Source organism: Pectobacterium zantedeschiae (assembly GCF_004137795.1).
In the GTDB taxonomy this organism is placed as follows: Bacteria; Pseudomonadota; Gammaproteobacteria; order Enterobacterales; family Enterobacteriaceae; genus Pectobacterium; species Pectobacterium zantedeschiae.
This window is the reverse complement of sequence record NZ_NWTM01000005.1, coordinates 55,587-77,792: the sequence shown is the minus strand read 5'-3', so window position 1 is coordinate 77,792 and position 22,206 is coordinate 55,587. Positions and strand designations below refer to the sequence as shown.

Here is a 22,206-nt window from a genome sequence, read left to right as displayed (position 1 = left end):
CCGTCGTGGGCCTCGCCCTGAAGGGCCGCTGCAAACAGCGTTCAAATCTGCTCCCGACAGATTTGTCACCCCAGTCACTTACTTTTGTAAGCTCCTGGGGACTCGTGCGGTTGCCATCTTCCTGCAACTCGAATTATTTAGTGTATAATGCGCGCCAGTTTTCATTGACCCACCGGAGATGAGCCATGCGCCCAACAGGCCGAAGTGCACAGCAAGTACGCCCCCTGACATTCACCCGTCATTACACGAAACACGCCGAAGGTTCCGTTTTGGTCGAGTTTGGCGACACCAAAGTGTTATGCAATGCCACGGTAGAAGAGGGTGTTCCGCGCTTTCTGAAAGGCCAGGGGCAAGGGTGGGTCACTGCCGAATACGGTATGCTGCCACGTGCGACGCACAGTCGTAACGCGCGTGAAGCGGCTAAAGGCAAGCAGGGCGGACGCACGCTGGAGATTCAGCGCCTGATCGCACGTTCTCTGCGTGCAGCTATCGACCTGAAAGTGCTCGGTGAATACACCATTACGCTCGACTGCGATGTCTTGCAGGCAGACGGCGGCACGCGTACCGCGTCCATCACCGGTGCCTGCGTAGCGCTGACAGATGCGTTAAATCAGATGGTTGCCAGCGGTAAGCTGAAAAAGAACCCGATGAAAGGCATGGTTGCGGCAGTTTCCGTCGGCATAGTTAACGGCGAAGCGCTATGCGATTTGGAATACGTGGAAGATTCTGCTGCTGAAACCGACATGAATGTGGTCATGACTGAAGATGGTCGCATGGTTGAAGTGCAGGGAACGGCCGAAGGCGAACCGTTCAGCCACGAAGAATTGCTCACCCTGCTGGCGTTAGCCCGAGGGGGAATCGATACCATCGTTCAGGCGCAGAAAGCTGCCTTAGCTGATTGATTTTTAAAGCGACCAATTGGTCGCTTTTTTATACCCGTCATACTTCAAGCTGCATGTGCGTTGGCTTTGTTACTCGGCCAACTTATGGCCTCGCCCTAAAGGGCCGCCGCAAGCGGCGTTCAAATCAGCTAGACGCTGATTTGTCGCTCACCCCAGTCACTTACTGGTGTAAGCTCCTGGGGACTCACTGCGTCGCCGCGTTATGCGGCCCTATGGCCTCACCCCTTCGGGGTCAGCGCAAGCGCTGTTCAAAAACGCCTTGCCGTTTTTGTCCTGAAACTCGAATTATTTAGGGTATATATAAATGACCAACAACGTAATTAACCCGTAAGACGAGGAGATGCAGTAATGAAAGCCTACCAGCGCCAGTTTATTGAGTTTGCACTCAGCAAGCAGGTATTGAAGTTCGGCGAATTTACCCTGAAATCCGGGCGTATCAGTCCCTATTTCTTTAACGCCGGGCTGTTTAATACCGGGCGCGATCTGGCCTTGCTGGGGCGCTTTTATGCGGCAGCCTTGGTTGATTCCGGTGTGGAATTCGATCTGCTGTTTGGGCCCGCTTACAAAGGCATTCCGATCGCCACTACCGCAGCGGTAGCGCTGGCAGAACATCACGATCGCGACCTGCCTTACTGCTTTAACCGCAAAGAAGCCAAAGACCACGGCGAAGGCGGCAGTTTGGTCGGTAGCCCGTTGCAGGGCCGCGTGATGCTGGTGGATGACGTGATTACGGCGGGGACGGCGATTCGCGAATCGATGGCGATCATCGGTGCGCACGGCGCGACGCTGGCGGGTGTGATGATTGCTCTGGATCGTCAGGAACGCGGCCGTGCCGATCTGTCTGCGATTCAGGAGGTAGAGCGCGACTATCAGTGCAAGGTGATTTCGATTATTACGCTGAAGGAGTTGATCGCCTATCTGGCAGAAAAACCGGAGATGGCAGCGCATCTGGATGCGGTGAAAGCCTATCGTGAGCAGTACGGAATTTAATATTGTGAGTACCCGCCAGAGATGTCTGGCGGGTTCTTATACCCGTTATACTTCAAGTTGCATGTGTGTTGGCTGCGTTCAGTCACCCGAATCACTTACCTGAGTAAGCTCATCGGGATTCCCTCTCTTGCCGCCTTCCTGCAATTCGAATTATTTAGGGTATAAATTAAGGATGGCGTTTAGTTCAGCTGCGCGGCTAACAGTGGCCAGCGGGTGTCAAATTCTTGCGTCGGGCGATAGCGGAATTCTGAGCGAATAAAGCGCGACAGCATCCCTTCGCAAAACGCTAACAGCTGGCTGGCTAGCAGCGTTTCATCATGCTGGAAACCTTTTCCGTCGCGTAGCTTATGCTCGCGTAATACCTGACGTAGCTGCGACTCAATACGCTCAAACAGCTGGTTAATACGCCCCTGTAAGCGATCCTGTTCAAACATCAGCGCGTGACCCGTCATGATGCGAGTCAAACCTGGGTTCCGTTCCGCAAATCCTAAAATAAGCAGCAAAATCAGACGAAGACGATTAAACGTTTCTTTTTCGTCTTGCAGAATCAGGTTAATGCGGGTGGTCAGGCTATCCTCAATAAATTCAATCAGGCTATCAAACATCCGCGTTTTACTGGGGAAATGCCGGTAGAGCGCTGCTTCGGACACGCCGACGTTCGCAGCCAGTTTTGCCGTGGTGATACGTTGGCTACCGTCGCTGGATTCCAGCATCTGCGCCAGCGCCTGCAAAATTTCCTCGCGGCGATTCCTTTTCGTATTTTCTTTTTCTGCCATGTCTGAAAAGACCCTTGCTAAATATTTGACTGACAAGCACCCGGTAGCGCCACAGTCGCCATTTCCTTTTGGATAGAGCGCTGTGGCTTATATGAATTTTTTACACTACTGGGTGGCTAGAGCGCGTTAGCTACGGCCGGAATGGCCGAAGCCGCCTTCTCCACGTTCGCTGCCGACAAAATCCTCGACCAGATTGAATTCAGCCTGAACAACGGGCACAAAAACCATCTGTGCGATGCGTTCGCCCGGTTCAACCGTAAACGTTTGTTGTCCACGGTTCCAAACGGAAACCATCAACTGCCCTTGGTAGTCTGAATCAATCAGCCCAACCAGATTCCCCAGCACCACGCCATGCTTGTGACCCAATCCAGAGCGAGGAAGGATAACTGCCGCCAGTCCGGTATCGGCAATGTGAATCGCTAGCCCGGTTGGGATCAGGGTCGTTTCCCCTGCTTTGAGTTCAATTGCCTGATCCAGACAGGCACGCAGGTCGAGCCCGGCAGAACCCGGTGTGGCATAGGTTGGTAACGGAAATTGCTGCCCAACACGTGGGTCAACAATCTTAACGTCGATTTTTTTCATCATAACGGCTGATAATCTCGTCGATTAATTTTTGGCCGAGAAGACGCTTGTCGCACTGTGGCAACGGCGTGTCTCCATCTTGCCAAAAAAGGTGTAACGCATTGGTTTCACTGTTAAAACCATGCCCGGAAAGAGAGACGTTGTTCGCGCAAATCAGATCCAGTTTTTTACGCGCCAGTTTTTGCCGGGCGTATTCTTCCACATTCTGGGTTTCGGCAGCAAACCCGACAACATAAGGACGATTTTTCGTCATGGCTGCGACACCGGCGATAATATCTGGATTTTTGACCAGAGTGAGAGTCATTTCATCACCCTGCTGATTCTGTTTTTTAATCTTTTCGTCAGCGATGTGTTTGGCACGATAGTCTGCAACTGCAGCACAGCCGATCACAATGTGCTGCTGTGCCGCGTGTTCCATCACCGCGTGCTCCATCTCCAGCGCGCTACCGACATCAATACGCGTGACGCCTGGTGGTGTAGCAAGCGAGACGGGGCCGCTTACCAGTGTGACGTTAGCGCCACGAGCGGCAGCGGCCTGCGCGATAGCAAAACCCATTTTCCCGGAGCTGTGGTTAGTGATGAAGCGAACTGGGTCCAGCGCTTCTCTCGTCGGCCCAGCGGTGACCAGAATGTTCAGATGTTGCAGATCGTTGATGGCAGAAAAATGACGTTGCGCTAGCCCAACAATGTTCATCGGGTCGATCATACGGCCCTGCCCAACATCGCCACATGCCTGACTGCCACTATCCGGCCCCCAGATTGGTAAACCCCGAGCAACCAGCGTACGCAGATTGTCCTGCGTGGGCTCTGCGCGATACATCTGCTGATTCATCGCAGGGACAACGGCGATAGGGGCAGATGTTGCGAGGCAAATGGTGGTCAGCAAGTCGTTCGCCATGCCAGCGGCGACTCGAGCGATCAGGTCGGCGGTGGCTGGGGCAAGAATGACTAAATCAGCCCATTTCCCTAACTCGATGTGACCCATTGAGGCTTCTGCTGCTGGGTCGAGCAGGTCGTCTGAGACGGGATAACCAGAGACGGCTTGTAGCGTCAGTGGGGTGATGAAAGCTTTGGCGGCAGATGTCATGACAACCCGTACGTCGGCTCCGCTATCGCGCAGGCGCCGCACCAGTTCCGGGCACTTATATGCCGCGATACCGCCGCTGATACCTAGCACGATTCGTTTGCCGGAGAGTGCATTCAGGCTGGAAAATTCCGTCATCATCATGGTCCGATTGAAAGTCAGAAGAGGCGCTATTTTACCATAACCTTGAGGACAGATAGGAATCTTAAGGTCGTTGCTGCGGTTTCCCTAAGAAGATTGCGAAGCGCTTCGCAGCCTTTTATCGCAGATATCGTCCTGTTTTTGCGGGCGTGACATGATGCCGTCAAGTGGTACAGGGAGAGTGAGATGGGGTGGGAAAAGGGATTGGCACCGCGTGAAAAACTGGTGCGTTTAGGGGCCGAATCACTGACGGATGTCGAATTGCTGGCGATTTTTTTACGTACCGGGCTGCCTGGTGTGCATGTAATGCAGTTGGCAGAGGACTTGTTGACGCAGTTTGGCTCGTTATATCAGCTGATGACGGCCGATCAGTCCGCATTTCATAGCGCTAAAGGGGTGGGAATATCGAAATATACGCAAATTAAAGCGATCGCAGAGCTATCGCGGCGGCTATTTTTCTCTCGTCTGGCGAAAGAAGATGCAATGTTGAATCCTCAGGCGACAGGCCAATATTTGCAGCTACTGCTGTCCCGACGTGAGCGCGAGGTCTTTTTAGTCCTGTTTTTAGACAACCAGCACCACGTTATTCGCCATCAGGAGATGTTTGTTGGTACGATTAACAGCGTGGAAGTACACCCGCGTGAAATTGTGCGTGAAGCGCTAAAGGCTAATGCCGCCGCGCTGATTTTGGCGCATAATCACCCGTCGGGAAAAGCGGAGCCGAGTCAGGCTGACCGTGCGATAACCGAACAGATTGTCAAAGCGTGTCTGTTAATGGAGATCCGCGTGCTCGATCATTTAGTCATTGGGCATGGCGAATTCGTTTCTTTTGCCGAGCGCGGCTGGATTTGACAGATATTTCCGCGATCCAATGGGATCTTTAGCTGTTCGGGACTTGAGCACTTACGCTTCAGAGCGTATACTACGCCACCTTTGAGAATCTTGGGTGTGGCGTTAAGAGCCTATCTCAGCAGGTTTATCCTGATGACAGAGTCTTTTCAGTGAAGTTGCTGAGATGGGCTCTAAAGCCTGACGAGGCGGCCAAACCCTATACGAAGCTCGAGCTGATTTGATTTTTGGAGAATAGACATGTCCCGAGTCTGCCAAGTTACTGGCAAGCGTCCGGTGGCCGGGAACAACCGTTCCCACGCACTGAATGCGACCAAACGCCGTTTTCTGCCGAACCTGCATTCACACCGTTTTTGGGTTGAAGGCGAGAAGCGCTTTGTAACACTGCGTGTATCTGCTAAAGGTATGCGTGTTATTGATAAGAAGGGTATTGAGACGGTTTTGGCCGATCTGCGTGCCCGTGGTGAAAAGTATTAAGGAACTGAATCATGGCTAAGGGTGTTCGCGAGAAGATCAAGCTTGTTTCTTCTGCTGGTACTGGTCACTTCTATACCACTACGAAGAACAAACGTACTAAGCCGGAAAAATTGGAACTGAAGAAATTCGATCCAGTTGTCCGTCAGCACGTTCTGTACAAAGAAGCTAAAATTAAGTAATTTTTGCTCTTTTATGAAAAACCCAGCCAAGGCTGGGTTTTTTTTGGCAATTTTCAGTTAGGCACCTGTCGATTTGTTGTAACTGATTTGCTTTAATCGCTGTGGGTAAATGCGTCAGCGATAGCGTTGTTTTCCGTCGCATCCCCTTGCTGTGCGGGCTGTCACTGATGGTATCCTGCTGTTTATGCTAATTTAGCCATCTTTATCAGGGGACGTACATGCCCGAATTACCAGAGGTTGAAACCAGTCGTCGGGGGATTTCACCGTATCTTGTTGGTCACACTATCCTTTATGCTGAAGTGAGGAACTCGCGTCTACGCTGGCCAGTATCAACTGAAATTCTTTCACTGAGCGATGAGCCGGTGCTAAGCGTGCGTCGGCGTGCCAAATATCTGTTGATTGAACTCACGCGTGGCTGGATTATTGTACATCTTGGCATGTCTGGTAGCCTGAGGGTGCTGCCAGAATATAGTGAGCCGGAAAAGCACGATCATGTCGATTTGGTGATGGACAGCGGTAAGGTGCTACGTTACACCGATCCCCGACGCTTTGGTGCCTGGCTGTGGACGGAAAATCCTGAAACCAGTTCGGTATTGGCGCATCTGGGACCGGAGCCGTTAGAGGCGGAATTCTCCGCGGATTATCTCTATCAGGCGTCACGTGGTAAAAAAACAGCGATCAAGCAGTGGATTATGGATAACAAAGTGGTGGTTGGCGTAGGTAATATTTACGCGAGCGAATCGCTGTTTGCTGCTGGCATCCACCCTGACAGAGCGGCCGGATCGTTAAATGAAAACGATGCAGCCATACTGGTGAGCGTGATTAAACAGGTGCTACAGCTTTCGATTGAGCAGGGGGGCACAACGCTGCGTGACTTTTTGCAATCAGACGGCAAACCCGGCTATTTCGCGCAAGAGTTACGCGTCTATGGGCGTAACGGTGAACCTTGCCGGACATGTGGAACGCCGATAGAAACAGCAAAACATGGACAGCGCAGCACGTTTTTCTGTCGTCGTTGTCAGAAGTGAAGGTAAAACATTAACCTTTAACATATAGAAAGATAAATAGATATGCAGCGTATCTTGGTGATGAGAATTGATTTCCTTGGCGATATGGTCTGCACCACAGCATTGATCCGTTCGTTAAGAACACAGTGGCCAATAGCGGAGATACATGTATTGGCAAATCAGTATAATTCTGCTGTTTTGGCAGGAAATCCTGATGTTACTGATGTGTATCACTATATCTACAGTAAAAATAGGCATAGGAACCCACGTAGTGGGTTATTTTTTTCACTAATAGATAAATTTTCACTCATCATGCGCCTTAGGCGCTTGAAGTTCGATCTCATGATCATTCCTAATGGTGGTATGAATAAAAACTCTATTCAATTTTCCCGTTGGCTGAATATTAAAGATAAGCGTTGGCACACCAAAGAAACAGAATTTGATGATCGAAATATCGGACATATTACGCAGCGGCCTATAATACATGAAGTTATTTCCGGGTATCAGTTGGTACCAGAATTGGGTATGCCTGATATAAAAAAAATGAATTTATATTTATACCCGAATAGCGAATTAAAGATGAAGTGGGAGAGAATAATAAAAAATAAGAGTAAATACAATGTTGGGTTTTTTATATCTAACAAATGTTTTTCTCGACAATGGCCAAGAAATAATTGGTTTCAGCTAGCGGGAGAGTTGGGTGATGATTTTAATATAAAAATATTTTGTAGTCCAGATGATGTATTTGAAAACGATGCATTAGAGCTTTCACCTTCCTGTTATATAAGACCTAAGACAGTACCCGATCTTATTGCAGCGATGAGTCACCTTGATATAGTCGTTTCCGCTGATAGTGCTCCGGTTCATTTTGGGGCTGCGTTGCAAATACCTGTTGTTAGTCTATTCGAAGCAAGGCCAGAGAAATATTTACGCTGGTATCCTATAGGTGTAAAAAATATAGTTTTATATCGAGGGGATAGGGTTGATTCGATCTATGTTGATGATGTTAAAAATGCTATTTTGACATTGGGCTGTAGTTTTAAAAACTCTCATTAAAGAGATTAAATAATGTAGGGGAATGTATCTTTATTGAGTTTACATAATGTATTGTATTGATTTATTTTTTTTCAGGCAATCGCTATGAGTGACGTGTGATTTTTTATACATTAGCTTTTGGGCGAGAGGAGTACCATTTACAAAGCCAATTTTTATATTTAGAGTTTATTGGCATGCTGTGAGAAATATAGATATGTTAGGTTACGCAGTACATAAGGAATCGAGTCAGTGGAACTCAGGTGTCGTGGGATTACCTAAAGGCCTGGGAAATAAGATGCAGGATGCTTCGATTATTATGGATAACCTGCATGAGTATGGTGTTAAACAGCATACGTTGGAGCAGGTCGCGATCTCTGTTGTATTAGAAAATATAGACCATTTATCCCCATCTACCGATTATTTTATTCATTATTATGCTAATAAAAATGCCTGGGAACCGCTTTATTGTGAATTAGATACTCTGAAGAAAAATAGTGGGGATATTAACTTACTGAAAGCGTGGTTTGAAAAAATTAGTGTTTTTCCTGCAGCAGAAGTAATGAAAGAAGGCCTTTTCTATAGGTCATTTTACAAATGGAAGAATAGCCTAAAAAAACGAACCGGATATAGGAAAAAATAAAATCCACATAGTAAATATCAACTATATTTTATCTATTAATGCCTTAAGTGTTGAGGTGGGTAGGAAATGTGACACATCACCGCCGTGACGTGCGACTTCCTTGACCAGAGAGGATGAAATAAACGACCATTCTTCTGATGGCATCAAGAAGACGCTTTCGAGTGTTGGCATCAGGTGGTGATTCATTTTTGCGAGCTGGAGTTCATATTCGAAATCGGCAACGGCTCGCAAACCGCGCACAAGAATATTGGCTTTTTGCTGCTGTGCGAAGTGCGCCATAAGATCGCTGAAGCCGACGACTTCAACGTTTGATAGATGTTGCGTGGCATCGTTTGCCAGCGCGACACGTTCATCCAATGTGAAGAGCGTTTTTTTGCTCGGGCTGGCAGCGATGGCGAGTACCACATGATCGAACATACGTGATGCTCGTGTCAGCAGATCTAAATGACCATTAGTTAATGGATCGAACGTTCCAGGGTAAATCGCTTTGGTTGTCATCACATCAGCCCTTTATTCACAACTTCAATAGCTGCTTCACTGTGTTCGCTGGGGTAAATAAGGTTCCAGTAGCGTTAGCAGCATCTGCAGTGCACCCTGGTTTTGGTGTAATACTTCTACGGCGTGTCGACCATAGTAGAGGCGGTAGTCTTCGTCAGCGAGGAGTTTTCCCACTTCTCTTCCAAGTGAGTCAGCATCGGTCACGGTAATCAGTCCATCAGCCTGATCGAGTTTGTTGCAGATGTCTTTGAAATTGAAAGTATGTGGTCCCATCAATACCGGAATCGCATGGGCTGCTGCTTCTAACGGATTATGCCCGCCTCGTTCAACCAAGCTTCCACCAACAAAAGCCAGGTCAGCGATGCCGTACAACAGCATCAGCTCGCCCATGGTATCCCCAATAACCACCTGAGTGTTTGCAGAAGGCTGTTCACCGCTGCTGCGCAGTGTGTAGGTGAATCTCTGATTTTCTGCTAACGCCTGTGTGGTGGAGAAACGTTCCGGGTGGCGAGGAACAAGAATCAGTAATAAATCGGGATAGGTGGCAAGGAGTTGTCGGTGAGCGGCCAGAACGATCGCTTCTTCGCCTTCATGCGTACTGGTGGCTATCCACACTGGGCGATGTGGCGCCCATTGCCGACGTAATGTAATGGCTCGCGCTGCCAACTCTGGCGTTACGGAGATATCAAATTTGAGGCTACCGGTTACTTTCAGGCTTGAGCGCTTTAGGCCAAGATCGATAAATCGATTACCATCTTCCTGATTTTGTGCCGCGACGAGGGTAATGCGCTGCAAGATATGGCGCATGAGCTTGCCGATCTTCTTGTAACCAGCCGCGGAGCGTTCTGACAGCCGAGCATTCGCAATGACCAGCGGAATTTCACGTTTATGCAGCTCCGCGATCAGGTTTGGCCAGAGTTCCGTTTCCATAATGATGACGATTTTTGGACGAACCTGATCAAAAAAGCGTTTCAGGGCACAGGGTAAATCATAAGGTAGATAAACGTGATAGACGGTGTCACCAAAAGCCGATCGTACGCGCTCGGAACCGGTCGGCGTCATGGTTGTTACTGTGATCGGCAGATTAGGATAACGATGGCGCAATGCTCTAACCAGAGGGATGGCGGCCAGCGTTTCACCCACTGAGACCGAATGCAGCATGATACCGTCTGGTTTGACCTTCTCTGCACAAAAACCGTAGCGTTCACCCCAGCGCCGACGATAGGCAGGTGCCTTGCGGCCACGAAGCCACAGACGAACCCAAATCAGCGGCTGGATGAGGTACAGGATGATGGTGTAGAGAGTTTGTAACATAAGATCTACTATTATCGGTTATCGCTGGGGGGATTTTATCGGTTTTGGATTGAAATGACTATGTTCAAGATATCGCTACGCTAACGGCAGCGAGATCATCAAAAAGCTCAAAAATGAGTTCCATTACACAACGATGATATTACAATCATTATCATATGAGAATGAAACTCATTAGCGAAAGTGTGCTTTATTTTGAAAGTGAGCTAAAAAGATAGCGGAACCACCATAAAGGTCGCCACCATTTTTTTTCTGGAGGAAGTGTTTGTGGAATGAGGTTGTTCTGGTATTTAATTTCCCAAGTATAATTAAGAAATATACGGCTATGTCCGTACTCTGCTCCGAATAGTGAGCATTCCTGTTTTTTACGCAGATCGACAGGTGTATTCGCAGTTAAATCTCGATTCAATGAATGATAGCTTTTTTTTCTATCTACATTTCTTTCAAAACAACGGATGTTTTTTGGCAAATAACGCTGCTTTGAGCCATGGTACTTGTGAAATTTTACGAAACGAAAATCTTCGGAACCGTAATTACCAGCGAATTCCTCGTCATATCCCCAAAACCGCATAAATCTGGCACGAGACATAAAGAAAGTATTTGAATGTCCATGGTAATAATCACCGATATTATACGTCTTGCCGCGATCGATAAAACCATTTTCTCGGCATTCGTGATAAATCTTGTAGAAATTTCTACCGGGGTTTTTATGATTTATAAGGTAACGGAATGTATTTTCCGGCAATTCTTGGTCGAGGTCGAGGATGATTATTTTGTCTGATTTTGCGTAGATCACGCCAAGATTACGTGCACCTGCTTGATTCCAGCGGATATCTTCTTTTATACGTAACCAAGTGATATTAAGCTGATATTTTCCTGTATCGTATTCAATCGGTGAACCATCATCGACAATAACAAACTCAACAGCTTCTCGGATATCTAAAGGAAGTTTTTCATACTCCATTAATAAAGAGAAAACAGATTGTGGATCATTTTGATTACAATAAAAGTGAGTGATGTAACTCAGTTTTATGTGTTGTTTATCAAGTGGGTGGCGCTGAGTAGCCGAGTAGCTAACGTCCATTTTATTTACCTAATTTATTATTTAAATAAGTTTGAGCTAATGATTTTCATTATTATTTAGTGACCATAACTCGGTGTATTTGTTAAAGGTATACTGAGCATTGACAAATGCGAGTAATAATCCTTGCTTCCCATCTAAAAATCCTGCTCTGAATAGCCATGTCTTTAAAAATGAGAATATGGTGTGAATAAATATTGAAATATAGCTGCAAGACTTACCTTTTATATAACGTTCTTTTGCCCATGCAGAAGCATAACGTAACTGTTTTTGTTGGAATACGGAGAAGTCACGACAGGTTAAATGTTTAAGATCACCAGATAAATATTGAACAGGGGCATCACCATAATCCAATGACTCATGTACGCTGTTATCATTATACTGATAGCGATGATTCGCGTAGAGTCGTAGCACTTTATCGGGGTACCAGCCGCTATGTTTCATAAAGCGGCCAAGAAAGAGATTTTTTCGTGCGCAAGAGTAGACTATTTTATCATCCAGATTGGATTTGGATAACACGTCTTCAATTGATTGGCGTAGTTCAGGGGTAACTCTTTCATCGGCATCAATAAAGAAGATATAGTCTCCACTGGCATAGCTCTGTGCTCGTTGCCTTTGTTTGCCATACCCTTGCCAGTCATCGTGTTGATACACTTTTGCGCCGTATCGGTGCGCTATTTCTACCGTATTATCTGTACTTCCAGAATCGACAACAATGATTTCATCTGCCCAATTAACAGATTGCAGACACTCTTCTATTAGTTCGGATTCGTTTTTTGTGATTATTCCAATAGATAAGCGCTTTCTCAATTTTTATTCCTTATGGAGATATTTTATAGTTATAGTCTATGAGTAGGACGGTGGTTTCTTATATCAAAGATAGATCTGGGATGACGTTTTCTAAGCACAAACATAACTAAATTGTACGTTGTAACAAAATTATTCTTCATTCTTATGAAATCACGTAGAGTGACCCAGAGGGTACTGATGGGGCCTTTTTTTTGATAGGCTATCCGGGAAAAAATTTTAAAATAGAATAATTCCATTTTCCTGAATTCACTCATTGATTGATTAGGGTCTAAGAGTGCGAAAGAGTGGTGTATTTTATTTTTGCAGCAAACAGATATGTTTGATAATGATTCCATTTCGTTTAATCTTTTAAAAAAATCACTATCTATTCCATAGAATCCCAATCTTTCCTCGAAAACAGAATTCCAATTTTTTATAATCGTCTCTGTAAAATTACTGGATAACGTAATACCAGACATAACGGTTTCTATTTTTTGATTTATAGAACATTCGGTGACTATTTTTTCGCCATCATATAATCTGTATGGATGCGTTTGAGCTACTATTTCATTTATGTTTGAAAAGATCAGCGGTATTATAATGTCTGTTTTTTTTCCATGAAATATTTTTGCAAAAAAATCTTCGGGAAGCGTTGAATCTTGATCTAATATTGTAATGTAATCATAGTTTTTTTCATTAATAAAAAGATTATATATCTTAGAGAGTGATACATTTCTTTTATCTTGGAAAATATCAACATTTATACCCGATTTCGAACAAAAAGAGAAAAATTTATTTATATCTTCTTCTTCTAAATAATTTGGGCCGTTATTCCATATTTTTAACGTGAGATTAATGTTGTGAAGTTTGTTGATTAAAATACTTTGTAATGTCTCTGATTCAAGAAGATATGTATTGTATAAAATAACAACAGCAGTCATGTTCATTTTCACAACATCCAATATATTAGATTTATAATTAGTCTCTTATATTTTAAATGTAACCGTAGGTTCTTTTTCTTTATCGATATTATATTTAGATCTTGGATGGTGTCTAGTCAATGCACAGGTAACTATTTTCAACATGCTTTTGTAAGTACAGCGCGATTTTATAGAAAACTTTATAGCATGGAAAATATTTTTTACCGTATTGGTTTTTTTCTGTTTATGTATTCTTCTTAAAATTAATGCGAGTCCATGCTCTAATTTGGCCGTTTCTTTCATCTTTCTATAATTGGTACCGTAACCGGAAAGGTTATGAGTTATTCTTCCTATGCACTTTCCTTTTATAAAACTGAAATTGTTTAGATTAAATAAAAAACTGTGATCAGCTAAATAAAACGCATATGATTCATCGAATATAAATCCATGCTTTTTAATGACTTTTTCATATAATGAGCGTGAAATAGTAATTCCTGAACCACAGGTTAACATATTATTAGCATTAAATTCACCTGAGGGGATTGTCTTTAGAGAGTCGCTGTAGACGGGGGAATCGAGTTGGTTGTTGTTGTTCTCCAGATATATTTCTGGGCAAATTAACTCGTACTCCGTATTTTCTACGATATTAGAGAAAAACTCTGGAGATATCTTTGTGTCTTGATCCAAGATAGTCAAAAAATCAAAAAAATCTCTTTTTGAAATTAAATTATATATCTTGCTGAGAGACACGTTTCTTATGTCTTGATAAACTGTTGTTGATATTTTTTCTAACCTACATTCAGATATATAATTATCTACATCATCACTTTTTAAAAGGCTTGGGCCGTTGTTCCATATAGTAATGTGGAGGTCAATATCTTTGTGGTTCGAATTAAAAATTGCTTTTATGGTTTGCGAATCCATAATTGCTGAATTATATAAAACAACAATCGCATTTATCAACATGTTAACTCTTTTAATATTAATGATTAAGTAAGGGATATGTGCTTTCAATCAAAATAAATATTATTAATAAATATTGATATGATGTACTAACATGAGCGATCTGAAAAATAAAGGTTTTTAATTGTTAAGGTCGAGTTTTTTATCAAGAAATAATCCTTCCCCAGGAAGGTTATATAAATACCTATCTTTAGGTAAATACCCATCCCTACAAAATTTAGTAATTGCGGAGATTGACGTAAATGTCGACATGTCTGTACCGATAAATATATTGCTGCGTGCTGCAATTTCGAAATCAATAATCGATGCTTCTAATGCATTTTTAGGAGTTAATTCATTATTAACTGCCGAGTTTTTCTCTTTTAATGTAAATCCAAACTCATCTCTTGCTAAGTTTTCGATATCTTTGAATGAGCAAGTTAAAGCACTTTTGTCATAGGTAATATAAATTGTTTTTAGAGAGGGTAAGGTTTTTTTTATTTTTTTAAATATATGATTACAGCGTTCCAGTGGTGTCGAGTTAACGCTATTTGGTTTTTTCTCCCATGAGTCTTCAATGTCTAACGGCCAATCACTCTCTATTCGCAATTGGCAAACTGCATCATATGGGAGGGCGTGAGCAGTAAAATAGTCTATCTTTTTTTCCATATACGCAGATGGAATGAAATACTTAAAAAAGTCGATAACGATGTTTCTGTTTTTATAGTCATGATTATTCAAAAATTCATTGACAATCGATTCGCCTTTGAAAAATAACTTGTCAGGGTTGTGTTTCTCTCCTGTGTACCGAGAAGTGGTATAGTTATTTATTTTTATTTTATATTTCGAAAAAAATACATTTGCTGATTTCTCATCGAAAACGGTAAATAAATCGATATCCCTGTGGAAAAATTTATACGTATAAGAGAAATAAAATTTATCTTTCAGGTTTTTATTTCTTTTTTTAGCGATAAAATTAATGAAGTAAGGCAGCGCTATAGGCGCATTTTTTTCTATAGCTTCGATTAATAAGGCAAGGAAAATCATTTTTTGATTGTTCAATCCACCACCAGTTCTTTTTAGAAACAATGTCTTCATTATTTATATTCCTGATTTTATAATTTGATACGGTGGCGATTATTTTGATAGTGATTTTCTATAAAAATATTTAAGATAGCTAAAGATACCTGATAAAATAAAATTATTATGAAACTGATGTTTAGCACAGTATCTCATGTTGCTTGTAGTCGTTGCTTGCAGTAATGGCGACTTATTCCACGGTGATGCTCTTTTTGCCTCGAGGAAATACTTCGTGCAAGCGTAATTTTCTGCCCATTTATGCCAAGGTTTTGTCGGTCCGATATAATGAATCATAACCGTCTCATCCTTTATAGGATTGACTGGTTTAGGTTCGTTAAGCTCATAATTAATGCTATATTGTGTATTGTATTTTTTATCAAGCCATATTGTTTTATCTATGAGTAATATATTTAAAATATCTTGGTCAAGATAAGATATTTTTAACTTTACTTCCTCATTGGCAAGAAGAGACATTGCCTGTGAACTAATGTCATTTTTTTGCCATTGTGCGAGGTTGATATATAAGAATCCAGCATTAAAATATCCGGCATTGATTCCTGGTTCATCAAGTGCTTTTGCTCGTTTTTCCCACCAAACCTTATCTTCTTCTGCGACTACTGCCGCGATGCTATTTTTGAATTCGATGCTTAGCAGGTCACGTAACGAACCTTTGCAAACAATGTCAGCATCTATATAAAGAAGGGTTTCAACTTCTGGGTAAAGTAAATCGGCAATGACAAAGCGAAAATAGGTAGCATAAGACCAGTTTTTGGTACTAGGCAGCGATTTAAGTTCATCACAATTTACAATATAAATATCAATATTTGCATTATATTGAACACTGAGACTCTGAAACTTTGTCTCTTCATCATCACTTAATGAGTCGGTGAATATATGAAATGAAAATTTGATGTCAGGGTTATTGAATAAAATTGATGCTGCTGAAATGGCACAGCCAAACATAAAGTTTTTATCAATACCGTAAGCGATATTTAGCGTATCGGATTCTGAATTTTCCGCTAAGGGGCGAGTGAATGAAACTTTTCTTTTTATAACACCTTGCGATGAAAAATACATAATGAACTCGATTTTTACTCTTAAAATAAGTGAGGTCAACGCATCAATTTTGTCGGCAATATGTTGCGTGGATTTAATGGTTTTTTGCGCCGGTAATTAACTGTGCCGCCTTTTCTGGCAGGCTATAAATATCTTCTGTATCGGCAAAATGGCGGGCATTTTCTGCCCACTGTTTAAGCGTCTCTGGCTGACTGAGCACGTGTGATAACGCGTGATTCAGTGCTGTCTGGCTAAATGGTTCTGATATGACTTGTCCGGCCCGCGAGCGCTCAATATAAAAAGCATAACCACATGCATCGGTAACGAGTATCGGTAGCCCTGCTGCGATAGCCTCAAGCAAGACGATGCCCGCAGCTTCCTGATGGGCTGGATGCAGCAATAAGTCTGCTGCTGCCATAAAATCAGGAATATCATCTCGGCCAGAGAAGAAACGTATTTGTTTACCAATACCGAGTTGTTCAGCCTGCTGCTGAAACGGTTTTGGATCGTCCTGGCCGACAACGAGCAGTGTTACACGTTGACGCAATTCCTGTGGCAAGCTGGCGATAGCGGTCAGACTGCGGCCAACCCCTTTACGTTTGAAGTCGGAACCTACCTGTAACAGAACGAATCCGTTTTCATCTAGCTTATGGTGCTGGCGAAATTGAGTGCGCGTATCTGGGGAGCGTGTGCTGTATTTTCTATCCTGCGAAATACCCGGTGGCAGCATAAAAAAACGTTCATCTTGTGTGCCGTAATGCTTCTGAAAATGAGCGATTTGCCGTGGTGTCAGCATCAGCATGCGCGTGTGGCTGTTTTTGTCGAACACATCCCGTTCCAGTGCTGCATAGCCACGGTAGCGGGGCGTTAGTCGATAAAAGAAGCTTTTTTCCTGAACCGCCTTTTCTGCCGTACATCCTTCTGCGGCATAGTAGAAGTCCAGCCCTGGCATTTTGCTAAACCCGACAACGCGATCGACAGGATATTGTTGCAAATGGCGTTGTACCCAGTCGGAAAAACGGCGATGTCGAGTGTGGTTGCCAAGCCCTGATATGGGCACGAGAACGATGTCGAATCCTTCCGGTTTGTCGCCTTGCCACTCGCTGGTGTAAACGCGAATGTTGTGGCCTAGTTTTTGGCAGGTTTGTGCGATGCTCAGAAAATCACGTTGTAGCCCACCGAAAGGAAAGTATTTATAGACGCAGAATGCGATTTTCATTTGGTATTCTCTTCCTGCGTCTCTTGAAGCATGTGTTCTGATGCCTGTATTACCGCTTGTGCAGGAATACAGGATAAATATTTGACCGTCTGATCGTAACTCTGTTTTGCTGGCATCTGTTGATATTCACCTGCCCAAATCTGCTTATAGCGCTCACACCACGGGCGCCATAATTTGTAGTCTGTTGGGCCAAATAAGCACACCAGTGGCGTATTCAATGCAGCAGCCATATGCATTGGGGCAGAATCCACACCGATATATAACACGGCATTGTCAATTAATGCTGCCAGTTCCAGAAAACTCGTTTTGCCCGCAAATGACATCTCAGGTTTGTGGATGCACTGCGAATAGATATCGCGTACGACAGTTAAATCATCTTCTGATGGGCCGCAGGTGAGTATGACTTCCAGATTTTTTTCTTTAAGATGGTCAATGACCTGAGCGAATTTGTCATTGTCCCAGTATTTGTAATATTGGCGAGTCGTGGGTTGAATAACGACATAGCGTTGCGTTAAAAGTGTAGGGTGTTGGTTAACGATACTTTGGACGTCTTCCTCACGATAATACAGTGATAATGTAGAACATGTATTTGACGCTGGCAGCTTGAGCGGGGTGAGGAGATAAAGATTTTGCTCAACAATATGCGCCCCCATTGGTGGAACGCAGGTGCTGAAAAATGAACGCCAAATCTTTCCTTTCAGGTTATTGCCCCGATCGAGAGCAATACTGTGACATCCTAATGATTTTACCAACAGGGCAATGGGCCACTGGTCAGCCAGATTGACGATCAAATCGTAATTGTTTCTCTTAAGTACTTTCTGTATTGCCGCAAAATCTTTGATCTTTTCCGATAACGTTGCTGTTTTTCTTTTGAGCCCATAAAGCTGATGTATTTCTGGGTTTGCAGAGAGAATCGGCATCGTATCCTGATACAGTAATACGTCGATTTTAGCGTCAGGATAATTTGCTTTTAGCGTGCTGATGAGCGGAGTAGTCAGCAGCATATCGCCATGATACCTAAGTTTCACCACAAGAATTCGGTGATAAGAGATAATGCGTTGACTCACTCGTTTTCCTTCATACAATCAAAAGGTTATTATTTACAGGCACGCTACCGCTCTGGCTCGACAGCTACCAGTTAACTGAAATAATCCAAAATTTCACGGCGATTTGCGGTGCGCAAATTTATCTCGCGATGTTGCTACAACACACATTGTGCTAAACCCCGTATGGTACTAGAACCCACATCCCTCTCACAGGGGTAAATACTATTGCCACACGCTAATTATAACAGGACTCATTCTTTAGCCATTTCCCGGTCAGCGTTGTACCGAGGCAAAACGCCATCAGCCATGCAATAAGCATGTCTCGTGAATAGAGAATGACATCGCTAAGTCCATACATCAGCAGGGCAAAAAGCAGCGCGGCAGAGAGGTGGCTGCGCAGAACAAAAAATGAAAAATAGAATATTGATACGTAGAACAATATTAGCAATATTGCTCCTGGCAGTCCCTTAAGGGAAAACATATCAATCACTTCGTTGTGTAGATGGACATTCAAATACTCAACCGCGCCAGCTAAGCTCGGGTTTTGTTCAGCTTGTGCAATAATTCGCTCTGCACGCTGTTCGGCCGATTGTCCGAGCCACGATTCTTCTCCTGCTTCAACGCCGGATTGGTACATTGCGATTCGTGCACCAACCGATGTTCTGCTGTTATTCATGCTGTAGCTGTGTATGTCGTTGATCAAATCGTTGACGCGCTGATGAATTGTTTCTTGGAAAAGGAATAAACACAGGAGAATAGTTGCCGATGAGCCGATGAATGCTTTTATGAATAAACGCTTATTGTGCCTGACTTCGGACAATAAAATGGTCGCACCAACAATAGGGTAGACGAATATGGCAGCCCGCGTTTCTGTCAGAAAAATAGCGATAGTGACTAACAGAAAATGCCCCAGATAAAGGTAATACTTATAAGCCGAATCGAGCTTAAGCAGCGCCTGTGCGCTTAACGCGCCAATGAAGGTGAGAAAATAGGCTGCGCTGGTTGCGGTGCCAAATACCAGCCCAATACGATGCATTCCACTGAACAACGACTGATAAAATGCATAACCCAGTGTGAACATACAGATTGCGATGATGTAGAAGAGCGACTGCTTTTGCTTTTTGGGCGTGATGTGTAGGGCCGTCAGCAAGATGAATGCACCCAGAATCCCGGCATGCGCGGATGTTCTGTAGGCGTTATACACATAAGGGAAAAGGCTATCGGGTTGGTGATAGTGGTGATACCAAATGAGATTGGTTAAGCCGATAGCCAGCAGGCAAAGCGGAATCAACAACAACCGCTTCGCGGCTATTATTGCTCTTAAATGTGTGACCACATAGAAAACAGATAGCAAACTCGTGAGATAAAAAATCCATCCGGCAAAGATGCTACTAAACGGCATAATGGCTAATGTGAGTAAACAGCCAGGGAAGATCGCGTTAAGTGCGATAGCTGAACTGATGCTGGGCGTTTTTCCCAGTTCGTACCTTAATTCATTGAGCATGTATTTGTTCACAGTCGGGAGCGATATCACTCGCCTGATGCAGGTAATTCTATCAGCTTCTCTAATTTCTGATGGATGAGGCTAGCGGGAATCGTCTCCATTTTCTGGTTTTCAGACATTTCCACCACCTGATTCATCCCATAGCCGCCAATTAACCCTGGATCGGTGGGACCGTATAAGGTGATATTTGGACGATCCAATGCCGCTGTCAGGTGACTCAGCCCGGTATCGACGGAGACAACAGCACTGGCCCCAGCGAGAACTTCAGCGACTTGCTGCAACGTGAGGCGCGGTAAGACATCAACATATGGGAACCCTTCAGCCAGCCGTAACGCACGTTGGTGCTCATGTTCCGCTCCCCAGGGGAGCTTGATGTGTAGTCCGCTTGATGCGAATAGCGCAATCAGTTCACGCCAGTGCGCTTCCGGCCAGTGTTTTTCATCCCGCGTCGTGGCATGGAGAAACACCAGATAGCGATTGGCGTCTGCGAGCGGTTGGGAGAGAAAACGCTGGGCAATTGCATAATCGCCGTGTTCGATCGGTTTCCGATAACCCAGACTGGCGGCAAATAATTCCCGAACACGCTCTACAGCGTGTTGTCGGCGGCTTATCGGATGGCGATAGTTATAAAACCAACTGGCTAGCGGCTCACGCGCGCTTTTGCAATCCAAACCGTGTTTCTTGCCGTTGGCGAGCCGCGTAACCAGCAGTGCGCTTTTAATGAGTCCCTGTGCATCAATCACCGCATCGTAGCGGTATTGGCGTAGTTGACGCTTAAATTCTGCACGTTCCTGACGTATCGGGGCACTGAACCAGTTTTTCCGCCAGCGGCGTATCGCCACCGGGATGACGCGGGAAACCGCCGGATGCCAACTTGGAATTTGTGCGAAACCTTCTTCAACGACCCAGTCGAACTGGATACCGGGAATAGCCTGCATCGCGTCGGTTAAGGCTGGTAACGTATGTAGTACATCGCCCATCGACGACGTTTTCACAATCAGTACTCTCATGCGCCTGCTCCCGGCACCCGGTTTTCTCTCTGAACGAGACTTCCTTTCGACGTTAGATACTTATCCAGTGCGCTAAGCACGCGTTCGGGCTGAATATCGATCAAACTTTGGTGATAACCTTGTTCGGCATCCCCTTTACGCACCCTGTGATAACCGGTAATCAGGCGAATCACTTCAGCCTGATGGGACAACGGCGGAGTAAAATCGGGGCTGCTCGGGCCATAAAGCGCGACAAGCGGACGATGAAGCGCCGCAGCGACGTGCATTAGCCCAGAGTCATTGCTTACGACGGCATGGCAGGCTGCAATCAAGACAACAGCCTGTTCCAGCGAGGTTTGCCCTGCCAGATTGGCACAGTGTTGGCGGGCATCTTCCGTCAACCCCTGAAGAATATCGTCACAGGCTGAACGGTCATTGGCGGAACCGAACAGTGCTATCTGATAACCGCGCTCAATCAGTGATTGTGCTAACGCAGCATAGTGATAATGCGGCCAGCGTTTGGCAGGGCCAAATTCGGCACCGGGGCAAAAACCGATGATGGGGTGTTCATCGCTGAGGTTAAAGGCTTGCGCCATGTCCGCAATTTCGGCCTGATTGACCTGTAACTGTGGCCAAAGTAACGGCTGCGGCAAATCCTCGGCACGATGAATACGGCTACGGTCATAAGCTAATGCGGCGTAGCGCTGAACCATCAGCGGAAATGCGGCTTTATCCAGCACGCGTAAGTCGTTCAGCAGTCCGTAACGCATTTCGCCGCGCCAGCCTGTGCGCTGTGGAATGTTGGCAAAGAACGGCACCAGCGCAGATTTGAAGGAGTTGGGTAGCACGTAAGCGCGGTCATAGCCCGTATCGCGCAGCGATACGCCAAGACGACGGCGTTCGCCCAGTTCAAGTGCGCCGTGACCTAGTGGCATGGCTAGCGCCTGATTGACTTCTGGCATCCGCGCCAGCAGAGGACGGCACCATGCCGGGGCCATCACGTCAATGACCGCTTCCGGGTGTTCAGCCTTCAACGTGCGATAAAGGCTGTGCGACATCATCATATCGCCGACCCAGGAAGGGCCGATGACCAAAATTTTCATACCGCT

General features: G+C 44.9%; 24 protein-coding genes. 8 read left to right on the top strand and 16 right to left on the bottom strand.

What is annotated here, in order from left to right:
* Positions 1-185: 185 nt before the first annotated feature.
* Both rph and pyrE read left to right on the top strand, forming a co-directional pair.
* On the top strand, positions 186-902 hold the full coding sequence (gene rph, locus CLR69_RS20215) for a ribonuclease PH (RefSeq protein ID WP_129709151.1): 717 nt from the start codon (positions 186-188) through the stop codon (positions 900-902).
* Between the two features lie 348 nt (positions 903-1,250).
* Positions 1,251-1,892 carry an orotate phosphoribosyltransferase gene (pyrE, locus tag CLR69_RS20210; RefSeq protein WP_129713119.1) on the top strand — a complete coding sequence of 214 codons (642 nt, stop codon included), beginning with the start codon at positions 1,251-1,253 and terminating at the stop codon, positions 1,890-1,892.
* A 179-nt stretch (positions 1,893-2,071) separates the two neighbouring features.
* Here the strand turns inward: pyrE and slmA are convergent, their stop codons facing one another.
* From slmA to coaBC, 3 genes are all read right to left on the bottom strand, one after another.
* Positions 2,072-2,668, bottom strand: a complete 597-nt coding sequence (gene slmA / locus CLR69_RS20205; protein WP_005967978.1) for a nucleoid occlusion factor SlmA — start codon at positions 2,666-2,668, stop codon at positions 2,072-2,074.
* Positions 2,669-2,794: 126 nt separating this feature from the next.
* Complete coding sequence (gene dut, locus CLR69_RS20200) at positions 2,795-3,253, bottom strand: dUTP diphosphatase (protein WP_010285710.1); 459 nt, start codon at positions 3,251-3,253, stop codon at positions 2,795-2,797.
* Positions 3,231-4,478: a bifunctional phosphopantothenoylcysteine decarboxylase/phosphopantothenate--cysteine ligase CoaBC gene (gene coaBC, locus CLR69_RS20195; protein WP_422762875.1), complete on the bottom strand. Its 1,248-nt coding sequence runs from the start codon at positions 4,476-4,478 to the stop codon at positions 3,231-3,233. Before coaBC ends, dut begins: the two co-directional genes overlap by 23 nt.
* 183 nt (positions 4,479-4,661) lie before the next feature.
* On the opposite strand from coaBC, the gene radC reads away from it, so the two are divergent.
* From radC to CLR69_RS20165, 6 genes are all read left to right on the top strand, one after another.
* Entirely contained in the window at positions 4,662-5,327 is a 666-nt protein-coding gene (gene radC, locus CLR69_RS20190) for a RadC family protein (protein ID WP_129709142.1), read from the top strand.
* A gap of 237 nt (positions 5,328-5,564) precedes the next feature.
* Positions 5,565-5,801 carry a 50S ribosomal protein L28 gene (gene rpmB / locus CLR69_RS20185; protein ID WP_005967968.1) on the top strand — a complete coding sequence of 79 codons (237 nt, stop codon included), beginning with the start codon at positions 5,565-5,567 and terminating at the stop codon, positions 5,799-5,801.
* 11 nt (positions 5,802-5,812) lie between these two features.
* Positions 5,813-5,980, top strand: a complete 168-nt coding sequence (gene rpmG / locus CLR69_RS20180) for a 50S ribosomal protein L33 (protein WP_002208990.1) — start codon at positions 5,813-5,815, stop codon at positions 5,978-5,980.
* A gap of 218 nt (positions 5,981-6,198) precedes the next feature.
* Positions 6,199-7,008: a bifunctional DNA-formamidopyrimidine glycosylase/DNA-(apurinic or apyrimidinic site) lyase gene (gene mutM, locus CLR69_RS20175; protein WP_129709139.1), complete on the top strand. Its 810-nt coding sequence runs from the start codon at positions 6,199-6,201 to the stop codon at positions 7,006-7,008.
* 42 nt (positions 7,009-7,050) lie between these two features.
* Positions 7,051-8,043, top strand: coding sequence for a glycosyltransferase family 9 protein (locus CLR69_RS20170; protein WP_129713121.1), 993 nt, complete (start codon positions 7,051-7,053; stop codon positions 8,041-8,043).
* Between the two features lie 193 nt (positions 8,044-8,236).
* Positions 8,237-8,662, top strand: coding sequence for a hypothetical protein (locus CLR69_RS20165; RefSeq protein ID WP_129713122.1), 426 nt, complete (start codon positions 8,237-8,239; stop codon positions 8,660-8,662).
* 21 nt (positions 8,663-8,683) lie between these two features.
* Here CLR69_RS20165 and coaD read toward each other — a convergent pair whose 3' ends face one another.
* From coaD to rfaF, 13 genes are all read right to left on the bottom strand, one after another.
* A complete protein-coding gene (gene coaD / locus CLR69_RS20160) occupies positions 8,684-9,160 on the bottom strand; it encodes a pantetheine-phosphate adenylyltransferase (RefSeq protein ID WP_129709130.1) in 477 nt (158 codons plus the stop codon).
* Between the two features lie 36 nt (positions 9,161-9,196).
* Positions 9,197-10,474, bottom strand: coding sequence for a lipid IV(A) 3-deoxy-D-manno-octulosonic acid transferase (gene waaA, locus CLR69_RS20155; RefSeq protein WP_129713123.1), 1,278 nt, complete (start codon positions 10,472-10,474; stop codon positions 9,197-9,199).
* A 187-nt stretch (positions 10,475-10,661) separates the two neighbouring features.
* Positions 10,662-11,555, bottom strand: a complete 894-nt coding sequence (locus CLR69_RS20150; RefSeq protein WP_129713124.1) for a glycosyltransferase family A protein — start codon at positions 11,553-11,555, stop codon at positions 10,662-10,664.
* A 36-nt stretch (positions 11,556-11,591) separates the two neighbouring features.
* Entirely contained in the window at positions 11,592-12,362 is a 771-nt protein-coding gene (locus CLR69_RS20145; RefSeq protein ID WP_129713125.1) for a glycosyltransferase family 2 protein, read from the bottom strand.
* A 29-nt stretch (positions 12,363-12,391) separates the two neighbouring features.
* The gene (locus CLR69_RS20140) at positions 12,392-13,282 is read right to left on the bottom strand and encodes a glycosyltransferase family protein (protein WP_129713126.1); all 891 of its coding nucleotides are present in this window, start codon (positions 13,280-13,282) and stop codon (positions 12,392-12,394) included.
* Between the two features lie 45 nt (positions 13,283-13,327).
* Positions 13,328-14,227 (bottom strand): glycosyltransferase family 2 protein, encoded by a 900-nt coding sequence (locus CLR69_RS20135; RefSeq protein ID WP_129709117.1) that lies wholly within the window; start codon positions 14,225-14,227, stop codon positions 13,328-13,330.
* A gap of 117 nt (positions 14,228-14,344) precedes the next feature.
* Positions 14,345-15,301 carry an O-fucosyltransferase family protein gene (locus tag CLR69_RS20130; protein ID WP_129709114.1) on the bottom strand — a complete coding sequence of 319 codons (957 nt, stop codon included), beginning with the start codon at positions 15,299-15,301 and terminating at the stop codon, positions 14,345-14,347.
* Positions 15,302-15,340: 39 nt separating this feature from the next.
* Entirely contained in the window at positions 15,341-16,360 is a 1,020-nt protein-coding gene (gene waaO, locus CLR69_RS20125; protein ID WP_129709110.1) for a lipopolysaccharide 3-alpha-galactosyltransferase, read from the bottom strand.
* Between the two features lie 73 nt (positions 16,361-16,433).
* Positions 16,434-17,558 (bottom strand): glycosyltransferase family 4 protein, encoded by a 1,125-nt coding sequence (locus CLR69_RS20120; protein WP_129713127.1) that lies wholly within the window; start codon positions 17,556-17,558, stop codon positions 16,434-16,436.
* Entirely contained in the window at positions 17,555-18,625 is a 1,071-nt protein-coding gene (rfaQ, locus tag CLR69_RS20115) for a lipopolysaccharide core heptosyltransferase RfaQ (RefSeq protein ID WP_129713128.1), read from the bottom strand. Before rfaQ ends, CLR69_RS20120 begins: the two co-directional genes overlap by 4 nt.
* Before the next feature lie 214 nt (positions 18,626-18,839).
* Positions 18,840-20,108 carry an O-antigen ligase family protein gene (locus CLR69_RS20110; RefSeq protein WP_242451665.1) on the bottom strand — a complete coding sequence of 423 codons (1,269 nt, stop codon included), beginning with the start codon at positions 20,106-20,108 and terminating at the stop codon, positions 18,840-18,842.
* A 26-nt stretch (positions 20,109-20,134) separates the two neighbouring features.
* Positions 20,135-21,118 (bottom strand): lipopolysaccharide heptosyltransferase RfaC, encoded by a 984-nt coding sequence (gene rfaC / locus CLR69_RS20105; RefSeq protein WP_129709095.1) that lies wholly within the window; start codon positions 21,116-21,118, stop codon positions 20,135-20,137.
* Complete coding sequence (gene rfaF / locus CLR69_RS20100) at positions 21,115-22,200, bottom strand: ADP-heptose--LPS heptosyltransferase RfaF (protein ID WP_129713129.1); 1,086 nt, start codon at positions 22,198-22,200, stop codon at positions 21,115-21,117. The genes rfaC and rfaF overlap by 4 nt, the downstream gene beginning before the upstream one ends.
* Positions 22,201-22,206: the final 6 nt, after the last annotated feature.